This is a genomic window from Streptomyces sp. NPDC014861, assembly GCF_043081625.1.
GTDB lineage: Bacteria > Actinomycetota > Actinomycetes > Streptomycetales > Streptomycetaceae > Streptomyces.
Genome location: NZ_JBIBWV010000003.1, coordinates 652,435 through 668,835, shown reverse-complemented (window position 1 = coordinate 668,835; position 16,401 = coordinate 652,435). Strand labels below are relative to the sequence as shown.

The 16,401-nt window shown below is 75.2% G+C and carries 15 protein-coding genes; 5 read left to right on the top strand and 10 right to left on the bottom strand.

Annotation, left to right across the window (positions count from 1 at the left end):
- The first annotated feature begins 193 nt into the window (after positions 1–193).
- Both ACF1BN_RS09505 and ACF1BN_RS09500 read left to right on the top strand, forming a co-directional pair.
- A complete protein-coding gene (locus ACF1BN_RS09505) occupies positions 194–697 on the top strand; it encodes a hypothetical protein (RefSeq protein ID WP_392330997.1) in 504 nt (167 codons plus the stop codon).
- A gap of 92 nt (positions 698–789) precedes the next feature.
- Positions 790–1,263: a hypothetical protein gene (locus tag ACF1BN_RS09500; RefSeq protein ID WP_392330996.1), complete on the top strand. Its 474-nt coding sequence runs from the start codon at positions 790–792 to the stop codon at positions 1,261–1,263.
- A gap of 4 nt (positions 1,264–1,267) precedes the next feature.
- On the opposite strand, the gene ACF1BN_RS09495 is transcribed toward ACF1BN_RS09500, so the two are convergent.
- The 7 genes from ACF1BN_RS09495 to ACF1BN_RS09465 all read right to left on the bottom strand — a co-directional run bounded on the left by ACF1BN_RS09495 (position 1,268) and on the right by ACF1BN_RS09465 (position 9,955).
- Complete coding sequence (locus tag ACF1BN_RS09495) at positions 1,268–2,479, bottom strand: histidine kinase (protein ID WP_392330995.1); 1,212 nt, start codon at positions 2,477–2,479, stop codon at positions 1,268–1,270.
- Positions 2,476–4,371, bottom strand: a complete 1,896-nt coding sequence (locus ACF1BN_RS09490; RefSeq protein WP_392330994.1) for a cation acetate symporter — start codon at positions 4,369–4,371, stop codon at positions 2,476–2,478. Before ACF1BN_RS09490 ends, ACF1BN_RS09495 begins: the two co-directional genes overlap by 4 nt.
- 19 nt (positions 4,372–4,390) lie before the next feature.
- Positions 4,391–4,762, bottom strand: a complete 372-nt coding sequence (locus ACF1BN_RS09485; RefSeq protein ID WP_376599059.1) for a hypothetical protein — start codon at positions 4,760–4,762, stop codon at positions 4,391–4,393.
- 76 nt (positions 4,763–4,838) lie between these two features.
- Positions 4,839–5,588 (bottom strand): LytR/AlgR family response regulator transcription factor, encoded by a 750-nt coding sequence (locus ACF1BN_RS09480; RefSeq protein ID WP_392330993.1) that lies wholly within the window; start codon positions 5,586–5,588, stop codon positions 4,839–4,841.
- A 46-nt stretch (positions 5,589–5,634) separates the two neighbouring features.
- Positions 5,635–6,507, bottom strand: a complete 873-nt coding sequence (locus ACF1BN_RS09475; RefSeq protein WP_392330992.1) for an Fpg/Nei family DNA glycosylase — start codon at positions 6,505–6,507, stop codon at positions 5,635–5,637.
- A gap of 57 nt (positions 6,508–6,564) precedes the next feature.
- Positions 6,565–8,643 (bottom strand): SpoIIE family protein phosphatase, encoded by a 2,079-nt coding sequence (locus tag ACF1BN_RS09470; protein ID WP_392330991.1) that lies wholly within the window; start codon positions 8,641–8,643, stop codon positions 6,565–6,567.
- Positions 8,644–8,692: 49 nt separating this feature from the next.
- On the bottom strand, positions 8,693–9,955 hold the full coding sequence (locus ACF1BN_RS09465; protein ID WP_392330990.1) for a DUF6777 domain-containing protein: 1,263 nt from the start codon (positions 9,953–9,955) through the stop codon (positions 8,693–8,695).
- Positions 9,956–10,149: 194 nt separating this feature from the next.
- Here ACF1BN_RS09465 and ACF1BN_RS09460 point away from each other — a divergent pair, with 194 nt between their 5' ends.
- From ACF1BN_RS09460 to ACF1BN_RS09450, 3 genes are all read left to right on the top strand, one after another.
- Entirely contained in the window at positions 10,150–11,019 is an 870-nt protein-coding gene (locus tag ACF1BN_RS09460; protein WP_392331022.1) for a YndJ family protein, read from the top strand.
- The gene (locus ACF1BN_RS09455) at positions 11,016–11,555 is read left to right on the top strand and encodes a DUF1990 family protein (protein WP_392330989.1); all 540 of its coding nucleotides are present in this window, start codon (positions 11,016–11,018) and stop codon (positions 11,553–11,555) included. The genes ACF1BN_RS09460 and ACF1BN_RS09455 overlap by 4 nt, the downstream gene beginning before the upstream one ends.
- Positions 11,556–11,721: 166 nt before the next feature.
- Positions 11,722–13,131: a lipase maturation factor family protein gene (locus ACF1BN_RS09450; protein WP_392330988.1), complete on the top strand. Its 1,410-nt coding sequence runs from the start codon at positions 11,722–11,724 to the stop codon at positions 13,129–13,131.
- Positions 13,132–13,241: 110 nt separating this feature from the next.
- Here ACF1BN_RS09450 and ACF1BN_RS09445 read toward each other — a convergent pair whose 3' ends face one another.
- From ACF1BN_RS09445 to ACF1BN_RS09435, 3 genes are all read right to left on the bottom strand, one after another.
- Positions 13,242–13,412: a hypothetical protein gene (locus tag ACF1BN_RS09445; protein ID WP_199816533.1), complete on the bottom strand. Its 171-nt coding sequence runs from the start codon at positions 13,410–13,412 to the stop codon at positions 13,242–13,244.
- Between the two features lie 291 nt (positions 13,413–13,703).
- Positions 13,704–15,179 carry an SDR family NAD(P)-dependent oxidoreductase gene (locus tag ACF1BN_RS09440; RefSeq protein ID WP_392330987.1) on the bottom strand — a complete coding sequence of 492 codons (1,476 nt, stop codon included), beginning with the start codon at positions 15,177–15,179 and terminating at the stop codon, positions 13,704–13,706.
- A 65-nt stretch (positions 15,180–15,244) separates the two neighbouring features.
- Entirely contained in the window at positions 15,245–16,018 is a 774-nt protein-coding gene (locus ACF1BN_RS09435; RefSeq protein ID WP_392330986.1) for a (2Fe-2S)-binding protein, read from the bottom strand.
- Between the last annotated feature and the right edge of the window lie 383 nt (positions 16,019–16,401).

Genomic DNA, 16,401 nt, shown 5'->3' with positions numbered 1-16,401 from the left:
TCCTCGTACCGGGCGTACTCGGACGATCCCGACAACGCGGCGAGCGTGCGTGCCAGGCGTCGCGGGGCAGGCGGGACTTTCGAAACACGCCCTAGCCGCTCCCCCTCGCTCCTCCCCCCTCCCGCGGCCGTGCCGGCGCGGGAGCCCGGGGGTCTATGCACTCCATGTATACACAGTGCGTATAGTCGGCTCCATGGCCTCACGACCTCACACCCCCGCCCTCCCCCGCCTGTTCAAGGGCGTCGTCGTCGGCTCGGTCGCCGTCGGCGCCGCGCACGTCGTGCTCTCCGACACGCTCCGGTTCGCGCTGGTGGGGCAGGCCTCCGCCACCCTGGGGGCGCCCACCGGCTACGGCACCGCCCAGGTCTTCACCACCGCGCTGCTCAACACCGCGCTGGTCATGCCGCTGGTGCTGTGGGCCGGGATGCGGCTGGGCGGGGAGCGGAGAACGGGGGCGATGGTGCTGGTGGGGACCACGGCGTGGATCGCCGTCGTATGGAACGGGATCGACGGGCTCGACGACTCCTTCGGCGCGATGCTCCCCCTGCCGTCGCTCGCGCTCGTCGTCGCCGTCACCGCGCTCGCCTCGCTCCTCCGGCGCCGCCCCTCCCCCGCCCCTTCCGCCCCTTCCGCACCGTCGACCCCACCGGCACCGATCCGGCCGGAGAACGTATCCGAAACCACACCGGCGAGTTGAGCAAAGCGGTCCACGCGGACGCCCCGAGCGGAGGAGGCTCAGCTCCGGGTCCCGAGAACCGCGGGTCCCGACGTCCGGAGAAGGTGGGAGCGTTGTCGCCCGAGAGCACGAACGGCGCCGGCCGCAGGAGCGGCGGGGGTCTGGCCGTCCCGATGGCCTGGCTGTGCGCCGAGTACCTGTCCGACCAGTACCTGACCGCGGCGGGCCTGGCCGAGCCCGGCTCGCTCGAACACCGCGCCTCCCTGCGGGCGCTGACCCTCACGGTCCATCTCTCCGGGGAACCGGCCGCCGACGAGTGGCTGCACCTCACCGCGTACGAGGCGGGGTGGCCGGAGTGGGTGGAGGAGCGGCTCGCCGCCGAGGAGGCCGAGGACCCCGAAGGGGCCGATCTGGCGCTCGCCCGGGACACCTGGCGGGCGCTGCGGGAGACCTGGGTGCACGCGGCCGACCTGGACGGCCTGCCGGCCGCCGGGGCGGGCGTACGGGTCGACGAGACGGCCCGCGCCTGGCTGCCCGCCTGGCAGCTGGGCCTGCCCCTCGCCCACCTCGCCGTCTGGCTCTCCTGACCGGTCAGCGGGTGGGCGAAGGGTGCACCCCCGGACGGTACTTGGGGAAGCGCGCGGTCACCTTCAGGCCCGCGCCGACGCCGGTCTCGATGACGAGGCCGTACTCCGCCCCGTACACCTGGCGCAGTCGCTCGTCCACGTTGGACAGGCCGATGCCGGAGCCGCCCGGGTGCTCGCCGCGCAGCACCGCCCGCAGCCGCTCGGGGTCCATGCCGACGCCGTCGTCCTCGACGGTCACCACCGCCTCGGAACCGGCGTCCCGCGCGGCGATCGTCACCCGGCAGCCTCGCGCGCGGTCCTGGAGCCCGTGCTTCACCGCGTTCTCCACCAGCGGCTGGAGGCAGAGGAAGGGCAGCGCGACCGGCAGCACCTCGGGGGCGATCTGGAGCGTCACCTTCAGGCGGTCGCCGAAGCGGGCCCCGGCGAGCGCCAAGTACTGCTCGATCGCCCGGAGTTCGTCGGCGAGCTGGGCGAACTCGCCGTGCCGGCGGAAGGAGTAGCGGGTGAAGTCCGCGAACTCCAGGAGGAGGTCCCGGGCGCGCTCGGGGTCGGTGCGGACGAACGAGGCGATCGCGGCCAGGGAGTTGAAGATGAAGTGCGGGGAGATCTGGGCGCGCAGCGCGCGGATCTCCGCCTCCACCATCCGGGTCCTGGAGCGGTCCAGCTCGGCCAGCTCCAGCTGGACCGAGACCCAGCGGGCGACCTCGGTCGCGGCCCGGACCAGCACCGCCGACTCCCGGGGGCCGTAGGCGACGAGCGCGCCGAGAACGCCCTCCTCGCTCGTGAGCGGGGCGGTCACCGCCCACCGCAGCGCGCAGCCGGGGTCGTCGCACCCGGTGGGCGCCGAGCGGCTGCGGCCCGTCTCCAGGGTCGCCGCCGCCAGCTCCGGCACACCCGCGTGGTGGTGCTCCTCGCCGGGGCCGTCCCAGGCGAGGACGGCCGACCCGTCGGTGAGGCAGAGCGCCTCGGTGCCGAGGAGCGAGCGGAGCGGGCGGGCGGCCCGGCGGGCGGTCTCCTCGGTCAGTCCGGCGCGCAGCGGCGGGGCGGCGAGCGAGGCGGTGTGGAGGGTGTGGAAGGTGGCGCGTTCGACGGGGGTGCCGAGGTCGAGGTCGGCGGAGCGGTCGCCGCGCCCGGCGGTGACCCGGCCGAGCACGACGCCGGCGGCGAGGAGGACGGCGCCGGCGGCGCCCGCCGCGGCCAGGGCGATGCCGCTCACCGGGGTGCCTCCCGACCGGGCGCCTCGGCGCTCCGGGCGGGCGCGCGACCGGTCGCCCGGGGCGCGGGGGCGGGTGCGGCCGGTGCGGGTGCGTCGCCGGTCCGGGCGAGCCGCCCCGGGGTGGTCCGGGCGGGTGTCAGGTCGGCCGGGGCGGGCGCGGTCGGGGCGGGGGCGGTGAACTCTCCGGGCGCGGTGAACTCCTCGGGAAGGTGGAGCCGGGCGAGGGTCGCCGCGGTGCCCGGCGGGACGCTGCGCGGGGTGGCGAGCGAGACCAGGACCATGGTGAGGAAGCCGAGCGGGACGGACCAGACGGCGGGCCAGGCCATCAGAGTGTGGGCCCAGCCCGGCGGGGCGAGCCCGGCCCGGGTGGCCATCACCGCGCCGAGCGCGGAGCCGCCGCCGAGAAGCAGGCCGGCGGCCGCGCCGGGCGGGGTGAGCCGGCGCCACCAGATGCCGAGGACGAGCAGCGGGCAGAAGGAGGAGGCGGAGACGGCGAAGGCCAGCCCGACCGCGTCGGCGACGGGCACCTTGGAGGCGGCGAAGCCGACGGCGAGCGGGACGGCACCGGCGAGCAGGGTCGCCAGCCGGAAGTGCCGCACGGCGCGGGAGGGCAGCACGTCCTGGGCGAGGACCCCGGCGACGGACATGGTGAGCCCCGAGGCGGTGGAGAGGAAGGCGGCGAAGGCCCCGCCCGCGAGGAAGGCGCCGAGGAGGTCGCCGAGCGCGCCGCCGACGATCCGGTCGGGGAGGACGAGGACGGCGGCGTCGGCGGAGCCGGTGAGGGCGAGCTCGGGGGCGTAGATCCGGCCGAGTGCCCCGTACACCCCCGGCAGCAGGTAGAAGGCGCCGACGAGGCCGAGGACGACCAGGGTGGTGCGGCGGGCCGCCCGGCCGTTGGGGCTGGTGTAGAAGCGGACGGCGACGTGCGGCAGGCCCATGGTGCCGAGGAAGGTGGCGAGGATCAGTCCGTACGTGGCGTACAGCTGGTGTCCGTCGCGGCCGCCCGCCAGCGGCTGGGACCAGCCGAGGGGGTCGGCGCCGTCGGCGCGCCGCTCGGGGAGCGGGGTGCCGGGCCGGAGGGCGAGGACGGTGCCGCCCTTCACGTGGTGGTTGCCGGCGGCGAGGGTCACGGACCGGTCCTCGTACCGGACGGCGTCGACGGTGCCGGTGACGGTGAGGGTCAGCGGGGCGTCGAGCCCGATGCGTACGGTGTCGGCGACCCGGACGACGGTGTGCTCGCGGAGCACGGCGGGGGCGTCGAAGCGGGCCCGGGGCGCGCCGTCGCCGTGCCAGGCGGTCACCAGGAAGAAGGCCGGCACCAGCAGGGCGGTGAGTTTCAGCCAGTACTGGAAGGCCTGGACGAAGGTGATGCTGCGCATGCCGCCGGCGGCGACGGTGCCGGTGACGACGACCGCGACGAGGAGGCCCCCGACCCAGTCGGGGGCGCCGGTCAGGATCTCCAGGGTGAGCCCGGCGCCCTGGAGCTGCGGCAGCAGGTAGAGCCAGCCGATGCCGACGACGAAGAGACTCGCGAGCCGCCTGACCTGGGGGGACTCCAGCCTGGCCTCGGCGAAGTCGGAGAGGGTGTACGCGCCGGAGCGGCGCAGTGGGGCGGCGACGAGGACCAGCAGCACCAGATAGCCGGCGGTGTAGCCGACCGGGTACCAGAGCATGGCGGGGCCTTGGACGAGGACGAGTCCCGCGATGCCGAGGAAGGAGGCGGCGGAGAGGTACTCGCCGCTGATGGCGGCGGCGTTGAGCCGGGGTCCCGCGGTCCGGGAGGCGACGTAGAAGTCGGAGGTGGTGCGGGAGACCCGCAGGCCGAGGGCGCCGACGAGGACGGTGGCGAGGACGACGGCGGTGACGGCGGCGACCGCGTAGGCCTGGTTCATGCGGGGCGGTCCACGGGTCTCAGCGCTCGACGAGGCCGGTGAAGTCGCGCTCGTTGCGCTCGGCCCGGCGGACGTACCAGCGGGCGACGGCCCAGACGACGGGGTACACGCCGACGCCGAGGGCCGCCCAGACCAGCGCCTCTGGGGCGGGCAGGGCGAGCACGAGCGGGAGGGTGCCGACGAGGAGGGCGAGGGCGCCGAGCGCGGTGAGGGCGGCGCGGAGCTGGCTGCGCATCAGGGAGCGGACGTAGGTGTGGCCCAGGGTGGTCTGCTCGTCGATCTCGGAACGGGCGGGCGGGTGCGCCGGGCGGGGCGCGGGGCGGCCGCCCACGGCGGTGGCGTAGGTGACGGTCTCGCGCCGGGGCCGGCGCGGCTCGGGGTGCTCCGGCATCGGCGTCGCTCTCTGACGGGCGGGTGGGCCCGTGGAGTGTAAGCGGAACGGGCCGGTCGCCGGTAGGGGCCGCCGGTCAGCCTCCGGCCCGGCGCATCAGCAGGTCACGCAGGTGGCGGGCGTGCCGGCGGCTGACGGCGAGGTCGGTGGCGCCGACCCGGACGGAGGTGGCGCCGCCGTCGAGGCGGAGCTCGTCGACCCGGTCGAGGGCGACGAGGTGGCTGCGGTGGATGCGGACGAAGCCCCGGTCGGCCCAGCGCTCCTCCAGGGTGGAGAGCGGGATGCGGACGAGGTGGCTGCCCTGGTCGGTGTGGAGGCGGGCGTAGTCGCCGTGGGCCTCGACGTAGGCGATGTCGTCGACGGTGACGAAGCGGGTGACGCCGCCGAGCTCGACGGGGATCTGTTCCGGCGCGGGGGCCGGGGCGGGCGCGGTGGCGTGGACGAGCTCGTGGACGCGCCGCACGGCCTCCGCGAGCCGCTCGCGCCGGACCGGCTTGAGGACGTAGTCGACGGCCTTGAGGTCGAAGGCCTGGAGCGCGAAGCCCTCGTGGGCGGTGACGAAGACGACGAGCGGCGGGCGCGCGAAGCCGGCGAGCAGCCGGGCCACGTCGAGGCCGGTGAGGCCGGGCATGTGGATGTCGAGGAAGACGACGTCGACGGCCTCCTCGCCGTCCGGCCCGGACTCCAGCGCGCGCCCGATCCGGCGCAGCGCGGCGGTCGCGTCCCCGGCGCCCTCCGCGGTGGTGACCCGGGGGTCGGCGCGCAGCAGGTAGAGGAGTTCCCCGAGGGCGGGTTCCTCGTCGTCGACGGCCAGTACGCGCAGCATGCGCGGGAGCCTACTTCAGGGGCGGACCGGGCGGCTCCGGTCGCGTCTACTTGAGCAGCCTGGACATGCGGCGGTCGGCGAGGACCTTGCCGCCGGTCTGGCAGGTGGGGCAGTACTGGAGGGAGGAGTCGGAGAAGCTGACCTCGCGGATCGTGTCGCCGCAGACGGGGCAGGGTTCGCCGGTGCGGCCGTGGACGCGCAGGCCGGTCTTCTTCTCGGCCTTGAGCTTGCCGGCGGCGAGGCCGCGGGAGCGGTCGACGGCGTCGTGGAGGGTGGTCCGCATCGCCTCGTAGAGGGCGGCGGTCTCGTCCGGGGTCAGGGTGGCGGTGGGTTTGAACGGGGACATCCTCGCGGCGTGCAGGATCTCGTCGCTGTAGGCGTTGCCGATGCCGGCGATCAGGCTCTGGTCGCGCAGGGCGCCCTTGATCTGCCGGCGTTCGCCGGCGAGGAGGGCGGCGAATTCCTCGGGGCCGAAGTCCTCGGCGAGCGGGTCGGGGCCGAGGCGGTCGACGCCGGGCACCTCGTGGGGGTCGTGGACGAGGTGGACGGCGAGGCGCTTGGTGGTGCCGGCCTCGGTGAGGTCGAAGCCGTCGCCGCCGGTGAGGGCGGCGCGCAGGGCGAGCGGGCCCCTGCCCGGCTTGGGCGGGCCCGAGGGCAGCGGGTCCTGCCAGCGCAGCCAGCCGGCCCGGGCGAGGTGGACGAGCAGGTGCAGCGGTCCGCCGGAGGTGGCGGCGGTGATGTCGAGCCACTTGCCGTGCCGGTCGACGCCGGTGACCTCGGTGCCGTCGAGGACGCCGAGCGGCGGGTCGTACGTCTTGAGCACGCTGATCGCGACCGGCAGCACGCGGGCGAACTCCTTGCCGACGAGGTGCTCGCCGAGGAACGCGCGGAGGGCTTCCACCTCGGGCAGTTCGGGCATGCCCTCCACCCTGCCGCACGGCGGCGCGCGCCGCGCGGGGACACCGGCCGGGGCGGGTCAGTCGGGGACCGCGAACTCGCACCAGACGCATTTGCCGCCGCCCCGGGACTCGACGCCCCAGCTGTCGGAGAGCTGGTCGACGAGGAGGAGGCCGCGGCCGGAGACGCCGGCCTCGCCGGCCTCGCGGCGGCGGGGGAGGGCGCTGGAGCGGTCCTCGACCTCGACCCGCAGCCGGCGTTCGGTGCCGGGGAGTCTGCGCAGGGTGACGATGGTGCCGCCGTCGGTGTGCATGAGCGCGTTGGTCATGAGCTCGTCGGCGACGAGCTCGATCTCGTCGGCGCGGGAGCCGGCGCCCCAGGCGCGGACGGCGGCCCGGATCATGTGGCGGGCGGCCCTGAGCGCCTCGGGATCGCTCTGGGCGACGTGCTGGCGGAAGCGGCCGCCGGTGGGGGTGTACGCGCCGAGGCGGCGGAGCAGCAGGATGGCGACGTCGTCCTCGCCGCCGCGGTCGGCGACGACCTCGCAGAGGAGGTCGGCGAGTTCCTGGAGGTCGGAGGGGCCGCGGCGGACGAGGGCGGAGAGCCATTCGAGGCCCTCGTCGAGGTCGGCGCCGGGCTTCTCGACGAGGCCGTCGGTGTAGAGCATGAGGGTCTGGCCGGGTTCGAGTTCGAGGGTGGTGACGGGGTAGTCGAGGCGGCCGAACTCGGCGGAGAGGCCGAGCGGGAGTCCGCCCTCTACGGGCACCCGGCGGCTGCTGCCGTCGGCCTCGCGGACCAGCGGGTCGACGTGGCCGGCGCGGACCACCTGGACGACGCCGGTGCCGGGGTCGGCCTCGGCGTAGGTGCAGGTGGCGAAGCGCTCGGTGTCGAGTTCGTGGAGGAAGACGGAGGCGCGGGCCATGACGGTGGCGGGGGTGTGGCCCTCGGCGGCGTAGGCCCGCAGCACGATCCGCAGCTGGCCCATGACGGCGGCGGCGTGGGTGTCGTGGCCCTGGACGTCGCCGATGACGGCGCCGACCCGGCCGCCGGGGAGCGGGATGACGTCGTACCAGTCGCCGCCGATGTCCCGGCCGAGCCGCGCGGAGCGGTAGCGGACCGCTATCTGGGCGCCGGGGACGTCGGCGATCCGGCGGGGCAGCATCGCCTGCTGGAGGCCTTCGGCGAGGTCGTGCTCCTGCTCGTACAGCATGGCGCGCTGGAGGCTCTGGGCGATGCTGCTGCCGAGGGCGACGAGGAGGGTCCGCTCGTCCTCGCTGAATCCGGTCCGGTCGCTGTACAGCAGGCCGAGGGCGCCGATGGGGCGGGCCTGGGCGATGAGCGGGAGGTAGGCGGCGGCGGTGATGCCGAGGCCGCTGATGTGCGGCCAGAGGACGGGGAAGGAGGCGGCGAAGTCCTCGGCGGTGTCGATGAAGCGGGGTCTCAGGGTGCGGATGACCTCGCTCATCGGGTAGGGCTCGTCCACCCGGGTGAAACGGGTGCCGGGGACGAAGGCCCCGTGGGGTCCTTCGGCGACGAGGTGGATGCGGCCGGCCTCCAGGAGGCCCATGACGAGGCTGGCGGCGCCGAAGTGCTCCAGGGCGTGCGAGTCGTTGAGGAGGTCGATGACGTCCTGGACGGTGCGGGCGTGGGCGAGGGCCGCGGTGGTGCCCTCGACGACCCCGGCGCGCTGTCTGCGGCCCTCGTCGAGGCCGAGGCGGGCGGCGGACTCGGTGAGTTCGTGGGTGGCGTCGCGCAGGACGCCGATGATCCGGACGGGGCGGCCGGTGGGGTCGCGGTGGACGATGCCCTGGGTGTGGGTCCACTGCTGGGAGCCGTCGCGGCGGCGGATGCGGAAGTAGGCGCCGTACTGGTCGCTGCCCTCCTTGAGGGCCTGGGCGACGAGGGTGTCGAGGCGGCGGCCCTCGTCGGGCAGGACGCGGATGCCGAGCGATTCGGGGCGTCCGTCGTACTCGTCGGGCGCGAGGTCGAAGACGTCGAGGGCGGCCTCGTCCATCTTCATGGCGCCGGTGGTCAGGTCCCAGTCGAAGCCGCCCATGCGGAAGGCGGCTCCGAAGGCGCTGAGGATCGGCGCCGCCGCGCCGTCCGCCGCCGCGCCCGGCCGGCCCGTCGTGTCCGCTCCCCCGCTGCCCACGCTCATGGGAGCCACGCTAGGGCCGGCGGGTTCCTCGCGCACCAGGAACGATCTTTCAGCCGGGGAAGGTGTCGGGCTGGGTGGGTCCGGGATCGACGGGGAGCAGGTCCTCGGGGAGGGGGTGGTCGCCGTCGGGGTCGGTGTAGGGGTCGGGGTCCGGCTCGGTGTACGGGTCGGTGTACGGGTCCGGCTCGGTGTACGGGTCCGTGTACGGGTCGGCCGGGGGGTCGGAGGGCGCGTCCGGCTCGGGGTACGGCTCCGAGGGGGTGTCCGGGACGCTCGGCGGGTCCGGGGTCGCGGGGTTCCGCGGTGCCGTGGGCGTGTCCGGCGCGGGCGGGGTGTCCGGCGCGGCGGGGGCGTCGGGCGTCGTCGGGCGGGAGGGCGTGTCGGGGCGCTCCGTCGGCGGCCGGGTCGTGGCGCCGTCCGGGGCGTCGGGGTCGGGGGTGACCGGGTCGCTGAGGGCGCAGGTGGCGGGGTCGCAGGCGGGTTCGGTGTCGGGCTTGCGGTCCTGGTCGCCGTCGCTGCCCGCCTTGCGCTCGATCCAGCTGTCGTCGGCGACGTTCACGATGACCAGGCTGGCGACGACGGTGGTGGTGGGCTTGACGCTGATCACGTGGTCGGGGTCGAAGCCGGCCCAGGGGTCGCCGTGGTGGACGGCGCCGGAGACGCTGACGGGCGCGCGCAGCGGGTTGCCGCAGGCGCAGCGGACCCGGGGGGTGCCATAGGGGTCGACGAGGACGGCGGTGCCGGCCTGGAGGACGGCCTGGTAGGCGGCGGCGCGACCGTCGCGGAAGCCGTGGTTGGTGACGCGGGTGTCGGCGCGCAGCAGGACGGGGGTGAGGTCGCGCAGCCAGTCGGCGGCGCCGCCCTCGGGGATCCCGGCGGCGTCGGCGAAGGCGGTGAGCTTGGCGGGTTCGGCGGCGAGGTAGGCGACCTGCTGCTCGACGTCGCAGCTGGCCTCGGCGCGGGTGCCGCCGTAGAGGCCGGGGGTGGAGCCGGTGACCTCGCGGATGCCGGGGGCGCTGACGGGCCGGGCCGCCGGGTCCGCCTCCTGGAGGGCGCGGAGTCCCGCGCCGCGCGCGGTGGAGGCGGTGAAGGGGTCGGGGCCCTGGGCGGCGACCGGCTGGAGGTGCACCTCGTGGGCGGCGCCGAGGGCGGCCCGGCCGCCTGCGCCGCCGGTCCCCTCGGAGGAGCAGCCGGCGAGGAACAGGGCGGCGCCGAGCGTCGCGGCGAGAGCGGTGCGGCCCTGGTGGTGGGCGGCTCCGGGGGCGGGGCGGACGGCGGGGGTGCTCCGCGTCCGGCGCTGCGTGAGGCGCACGATGCTTCTCCCGGTCGGCTCGGGTGGGTTCCTCCCGTTCTGTCGCAGCCGGTGACGGGAGGCAAGCGGAGCGCGTCCGACCGGGCGGCACGCTCGACCGGACGGCGGACTTGAACGCGTTCAAGAGAACCCCTACGCTCGGTCCCGTCGCCGTTGAACGTGTTCAAGTCGGGGGGATGGACGTCATGAGCACCCTGTCTGCCTTCGTGGTCCCGGTCGTGACGATCGGGATGCTGTGGGTGGTGCCCACCGGGCTCGCCCTCGTCGAGGGGCCCCGGCCGCCCGGCTGGGACGCGCTGCGCCGGGCCTGGCCCCTCCTGGCCCTGCCCGGCGCGGTCTCGCTCTGGCTCCCCCGCTCCGACACCGCCACCGCCCTCGCGGCCTGCTACGCGCTCGCCACCCTGGCGCTCGCCCTCCAGGCCCCGGCCCGGCTGGTCCTCACGAGGTCGCTGCGGCCGGGCGAGATCGCCGTCGTCACGGCACTCGTCTCCCCGTCCGTCGCCGGCGTGGCGCTCGTCGCCGAGCGGGCCGCGTACCCGCTCCTCGGCTTCGAGCTCGACCTGCTGGCGCTGACCGTGCCGCACTTCCACTTCGCGGGCTTCGCCGCCGCCCTGGTCGCCGGACTGCTCTGCCGCGCCTCCGACGAGGGGGCCCTGGCGAGGACCGCCGCGCTCAGCGTCCCCGCCGGCACCCTGCTCGTCCTGGTCGGCTACTTCGTCGACGACTGGACGGAGCTGGCGGGCGCGGTCGTCCTCACGGCCGGCATGGCCGCCGTCGCGGTGCTCACCCTGCGCGAGCGGCGCGGACTCGCCGCCGACCGAGCCACACGGGCCCTGCTCGGCGTCTCCGCCCTCGTCCTCGTGGCCACCATGGCGCTCGCGCTCTGGTGGGCCCTGGGCGAGGCGACCGGCCTGCCCCACCCCACGCTGACCTGGATGGCCGCCACGCACGGCCTCGGCAACGCGCTCGGCTTCGCCGTCTGCGCCCTGCTCGCCCACCGCCGACTCCGCCCCACCGACCCCCGCCACCCGGCCACCCTCCCGCGAACGGAGCTCCCGGCATGACCCGCATCCTCGGCGACCTGACCCCGCGCCGCACCCTCACCTACCGCGAGGTCGGCGCCACCCGCACCCCCGACGCCCTTCCCTCCGGCTACCACCACCTGCGCCACAGCACGCCGGTCGGCCACGGTCCCGAGGCCTTCCGCGCCGCCGCCGAGGCCGTCACCACGTGGCGGATGCACCGCGCCACCGGCGCCCGGGTCCGCTCCGCCGCCGGCCGGGCCGCGGAGGGCGTCACCCTGGAGGTCGCCCTCGGCGTGGGCCCGCTCGCCTACGGGGTCCCCTGCCGGGTCGTCTGGGTGCCCGAGGAGGAGCACCGGGCGGGCTTCGCGTACGGCACCCTCACCGGGCATCCGGAGTCCGGCGAGGAGTCCTTCCTCGTCGAGCTGGAGCCCGACGGCACCGTCCGCTTCACCATCACGGCCTTCAGCCGCCCCGCCGCCTGGTACACCCGGCTCGCCGGCCCCGTGGTCCCACGCCTCCAGCTGGCGTACGCCCGCCGGCTCGGCAGAGCCCTCACCAGGATCGCCGCCGCCTGAGGCCCACCCGGAAGGCCCGCCCCAGAGGCCGGCCGGGAAGGCCTTCCGGGAAGCCCCGCTCCACGCCTCCGCAGGGTTTGCCCTTCCGGGAAGCCTGCTCCGGGACCCCCGCAGGAATACCCCTCCGGGAAGCCCCGGCGGGCGCCTCGGGCCGATACTGGAGGCGATGGAGTGGTTCACCGCCCCCGAGCTGTGGCCGGCCCGGACCGTCTTCCAGCGCGGCCTGGCCGTGCTGTACTGCGTGGCCTTCCTCTCGGCCGCCCTGCAGTTCCGGGCACTGATCGGCGAGCGCGGCATGCTCCCCGTACCCGCGTACCTGCGCCGGACCACCCCGCTCCGCTCGCCCTCGCTCTTCCACTGGCGCTACTCGGACCGGCTCTTCGCGACGGTCGCGTGGACCGGCGTCGTGCTCGCCGCGGCACTGGCCGCCGGCGCGGGGGACGCGGTGCCGCTCGCCGCCGCCATGGCGCTGTGGCTGCTGCTCTGGGGCCTGTACCTGTCGATCGTGAACGTGGGCCAGACCTGGTACGGCTTCGGCTGGGAGTCCCTGCTCCTGGAGACCGGCTTCCTCGCGGTCTTCCTCGGCAACGACGAGGTGGCGCCGCCGCTCCTCGTCCTCCTCCTGCTCCGCTGGCTCCTCTTCCGCGTCGAGTTCGGCGCCGGCCTCATCAAGATCCGCGGCGACGCCTGCTGGCGGCGGCTCACCTGTCTCTGCCACCACCACGAGACCCAGCCGATGCCCGGCCCGCTGAGCTGGTTCTTCCACCGGCTCCCCCGCCCCCTGCACCGCGTCGAGGCCGCCGCCAACCACGTCGTCCAGCTCGGCGTCCCCTTCCTCCTCCTCACCCCGCAGCCGGTGGCCTCGATCGCGGCCGGCCTGATGATCGCGACCCAGCTGTGGCTCGTCCTCTCCGGCAACTTCGCCTGGCTGAACTGGCTCACGATCGTCCTCGCCGCCTCCGTCCTCGACCTCTCGGCCCTCACCGGCGACCACCCCCGCCCCGACCCCCCGCCCTGGTACGTCGCCCTGGTCCTCGCCCTCACCGCCCTGGTCCTGGTCCGCAGCCACCGCCCGGTCCGCAACCTGCTCTCCCGCCGGCAGGCCATGAACCGCTCCTACGACCCCTTCCACCTGGTCAACACCTACGGGGCCTTCGGCACGGTCGGCCGCGTCCGCGACGAGATCGTGGTGGAGGGGACGAGCGACCCGGAGCCGGGACCGGACACGGAGTGGCGGGAGTACGGCTTCAAGGGCAAACCCGGGGACCCCCGCCGTCTCCCGCGCCAGTTCGCCCCCTACCACCTGCGGCTCGACTGGCTGATGTGGTTCGCGGCGCTCTCCCCCGGCTACGCGCGCGAGTGGTTCGGGCCGTTCGTGGAGCGGCTGCTCGCCGGGGACCGGGACACCCTGCGGCTGCTCGCCCACAACCCCTTCCCGGACGCCCCGCCGGTCCACGTCCGCGCCCGGCTCTACCGGTACCGCTTCTCCACCTGGCGCGAGCTGCGCACGACCGGGGCGTGGTGGCAGCGGCGACTGCTGCGCGAGTACCTGCCGCCGGTCCGGCTGCGGGGCTGAGGCCGGACACGACGGTGCCCCCGGTCCGGGAGGGACCGGGGGCACCCGGGGCCGTACGGGGGCCGCGGCGGGCGGCCCGGGGACGACACCTTGCGTCGGGGGCAGCGCTGTCAGTCGATGCCCGGCAGGATGTGGGGCTCGGCGAGGTCGTCCTCGTAGCCCGCGAGCCGGATCGGGGCCGACCTGGCCCAGACTTCGAGGCTGCCCAGCTCGCCGGTGCGCCGCTGTCGTTCGGAAGGTTCCGACGGTCGCGGTTCCTGCTTCGTCAGTTCGGGTGTCACCGCGCACTCCTTTGTGTCGCGTTCAGGGGAGACGTAGGGCCGTTCGGTCGCGGTGGCGCCGTTCTTGGGCGGGACCGCGGCCGAGGTGGGTGGCCAGTCCCCTGATCGGCTGTGGAGCGGGTGTCGCTCCGGTGGCCGACCGTGGACATCAGAGTAACCAGATGAGCGCGCACGCGCTCTACCGGGCTCAAAAGTGTGATGCGTTCGGGTGACGGAGACCGAAAAAGCGCCCTTCCCGGGGGAAAGGGCGCTCTTGACGTCGGACGGAAGCCCGCGGCCGGGGCCGCCCGCCTACCACTTGCCGGGAGCGTAGTCCTTCATGAAGACGCCGTACAGGTCCTCGCCGGCCTCGCCGCGCACGACCGGGTCGTAGACGCGGGCGGCACCGTCGACCAGGTCCAGCGGGGCGTGGAAGCCCGCCTCGGCGAGCCGCAGCTTCTCGAAGTGCGGGCGCTCGTCGGTGATCCAGCCGGTGTCCACCGAGGTCATGAGGATCCGGTCGGCCTCGAACATCTCCTGGGCGCTGGTCCGCGTCACCATGTTCATGGCGGCCTTGGCCGCGTTGGTGTTCGGGTGCCCGGCGCCCTTGTAGCCGCGGGAGAAGACACCCTCCATGGCGGAGACGTTGACGACGTAGGCCCGGCCGCTCGCGGCCTTGGCGGCGGCCTCGGCCATCGACGGGCGCAGGGCGCTGATCAGGATGAACGGCGAGGTGTAGTTGCAGAGCTGGGTCTCCAGGAGCTCCACGGGGGAGATCTGGTCGATGGTCTGCACCCAGGTGTTGGACTCCACCACGTCGGGGAGGAGACCGCCGGCGTCGATCGCGGTGCCCGCCTGGTACTGCTCCAGACCGGCGTTGCCCGCGACGAGCGCGAGGTCGGCGACCTTCTGGGCGTCGAGGCCGCTGGTGCCGACGGGCAGCGCGGCGAGGCCGTCGACCGCGCCGGAGTTGAAGGCGCCGATGACGTGGTGGGCGGGCAGCTCACCGGCCGGCAGCGGCGCGGACTCGCCGTCGACCAAGGCGGCGTAGGCGGAGGGCAGCCGGCGCACGGTCTGGGTGGCGTTGTTGATCAGGATGTCCAGCGGACCGGCCGCGGAGACCTGCTCGGCGAGGGCCACGGCCTGGCCCGGGTCGCGCAGGTCGATGCCGACGACCTCCAGGCGGTGGATCCACTCCGCCGAGTCCTCCATCGCCTTGAAGCGGCGGATGGCGTCCTTCGGGAAGCGGGTGGTGATCGTGGTGTGCGCGCCGTCGCGGAGCAGCCGCAGCGCGATGTACATGCCGATCTTGGCCCGGCCGCCGGTGAGCAGGGCCCGCTTGCCGGTGAGGTCCGCGCGGACGTCCCGCTTGGAGCGGTTGAGGGCCGCGCACTCCTGGCAGAGCTGGTGGTAGAAGTAGTCGACCTCGACGTACCGGGTCTTGCAGGTGTAGCAGGACCGGGGGCGCTGGAGTATGCCCGCGATCCGGCCGGCCTCGGTGACCGAGGAGGGCAGGATGCCCTCGGTCTCGTCGTCGATGCGCTGGGCGGAGCCGGTCGCGGTCGCCTCGGTGACCGCCCGGTCGTGGGCGGTCTTCGCGGCCCGGCGGTCCTGGCGGCGGCGCTGCTTGACCGTGCGGTAGATGCCCGCGGTGGCGCGCCGGACGGCGATGGCGTCGGGGTGGTCGACGTCGATCTTCTCCAGCTCGTCGAGCACGCTCAGGCAGACGGCCAGGCGCTCGGGGTCGATGCCCGGCCCGTACCCCTGGATTTCTTCAGTCACCGTCATGGCCTTCGTCGTTCCTCGATCGCTCGCGGGCGGGATGCCGCCGGGGGTCTTCAGAAGGGACAACTTTACGGAGCGGGGGCCCGCCGCTCCAAACCCGTTCCCGGAGCGTGGTCGAACACACAGTCGCCGCAGAGGCCGCCGGACGGACAGCGGTAGTAGAGGCAGCAGCTGGTGCGGCGCAGTGCGGGGCCCCGGACGGTGCGGGCCAGGTCGGGGTGGTCGAAGAGGCCCTGGACGAGGGTGGCGGCCCGGTCGGCGGCACCGGGCCGGTCATGGGCGCGGGCCCAGCGGGTCAGCTCGCGCAGGGCGCCGGCGAGGGCCGAGCCGGCGTTGCCCCACAGCAGCCGGGGCGAGATCCGCCCGTCGCGGGCGAAGGCGGCGTGCAGCGGCACGAGGTGCGCCTCGTGGACGGCCTCGCGGAGCGCGCCGACGGTACCGGGCCGGGTGTCGGCGCCCGCCCACCACAGGTCGTCGGGTGAGGTGAGGGCCGGATCCCAGTGCAGGTCGGCGGGGTCGAGGGCGGGGAAACGGCCGTACAGGGCGGCCGGACCGAGCGCCGTGGACCAGAGGCGGGCGGCGAGCCCGAGGTGGGCGACGGAGGCGCCGACGCGCCGCTCGGGCGCGCCGAGCCGGTCGGCGACCCGGTCCACGCGCGCGTGGAGCGGCGCGTCTCCGTCCGGGTCCTCGGCGGCGTAGAGCCGGGCGAGCGGCCGGTGGTCGCCGCCGGTGGGCGGCGGGGCGGTCCGGAGGGCGAAGAAGCCGCCGATGGAGGCGGTCTCGGCGGCCTCGGCGGGGCTGTACGCCGGGGTCGCGTCCTGCGTGCTCTGCTCGGGATCCACCGTTCCCCCTCGGGCTCCGCGCCGCCGGTACGGCCCGGGCGGCGCGGGGCCACCGTATCGCCGGGGGTGATCGGCGTATGGCGGGGGTGATCGGCGTGTGCCCGGGGGGCGGCGTGTGCCGGGGGACGGTTGGCGTGTGCCGGGGGGTGTAGTCGGCGTGTGCCGGGGGGTGGTCGGCGCATCCCGCGGGCGGGGGAGCAGCGTGCCCCGTGCGCGCGGTGATCTTCCGGTCCAATGTGGACCCGTCCGGCGAGGAACTGGCTCAGGATGTGGCTCGGGTTCGCGGGGCGGGTCGGCGGCAGGCATCGACCCGGACGGGCCTTTCACCTGGTTTGCACCGTTCTGACCTGCAGTGGTGTACGCCTCCAGGTGTACGGGGCCGC

What these genes read in the sequence shown, in the direction of transcription:
- ACF1BN_RS09470 (WP_392330991.1), bottom strand. Translation starts at nt 8,643, where the DNA reads ATGAGCGTGGGCAGCGGGGGAGCGGACACGACGGGCCGGCCGGGCGCG.
- ACF1BN_RS09455 (WP_392330989.1), top strand. Translation starts at nt 11,016, where the DNA reads ATGACCCGCATCCTCGGCGACCTGACCCCGCGCCGCACCCTCACCTAC.
- ACF1BN_RS09440 (WP_392330987.1), bottom strand. Translation starts at nt 15,179, where the DNA reads ATGACGGTGACTGAAGAAATCCAGGGGTACGGGCCGGGCATCGACCCC.
- ACF1BN_RS09475 (WP_392330992.1), bottom strand. Translation starts at nt 6,507, where the DNA reads ATGCCCGAACTGCCCGAGGTGGAAGCCCTCCGCGCGTTCCTCGGCGAG.
- ACF1BN_RS09450 (WP_392330988.1), top strand. Translation starts at nt 11,722, where the DNA reads ATGGAGTGGTTCACCGCCCCCGAGCTGTGGCCGGCCCGGACCGTCTTC.
- ACF1BN_RS09505 (WP_392330997.1), top strand. Translation starts at nt 194, where the DNA reads ATGGCCTCACGACCTCACACCCCCGCCCTCCCCCGCCTGTTCAAGGGC.
- ACF1BN_RS09485 (WP_376599059.1), bottom strand. Translation starts at nt 4,762, where the DNA reads ATGCCGGAGCACCCCGAGCCGCGCCGGCCCCGGCGCGAGACCGTCACC.
- ACF1BN_RS09490 (WP_392330994.1), bottom strand. Translation starts at nt 4,371, where the DNA reads ATGAACCAGGCCTACGCGGTCGCCGCCGTCACCGCCGTCGTCCTCGCC.
- ACF1BN_RS09480 (WP_392330993.1), bottom strand. Translation starts at nt 5,588, where the DNA reads ATGCTGCGCGTACTGGCCGTCGACGACGAGGAACCCGCCCTCGGGGAA.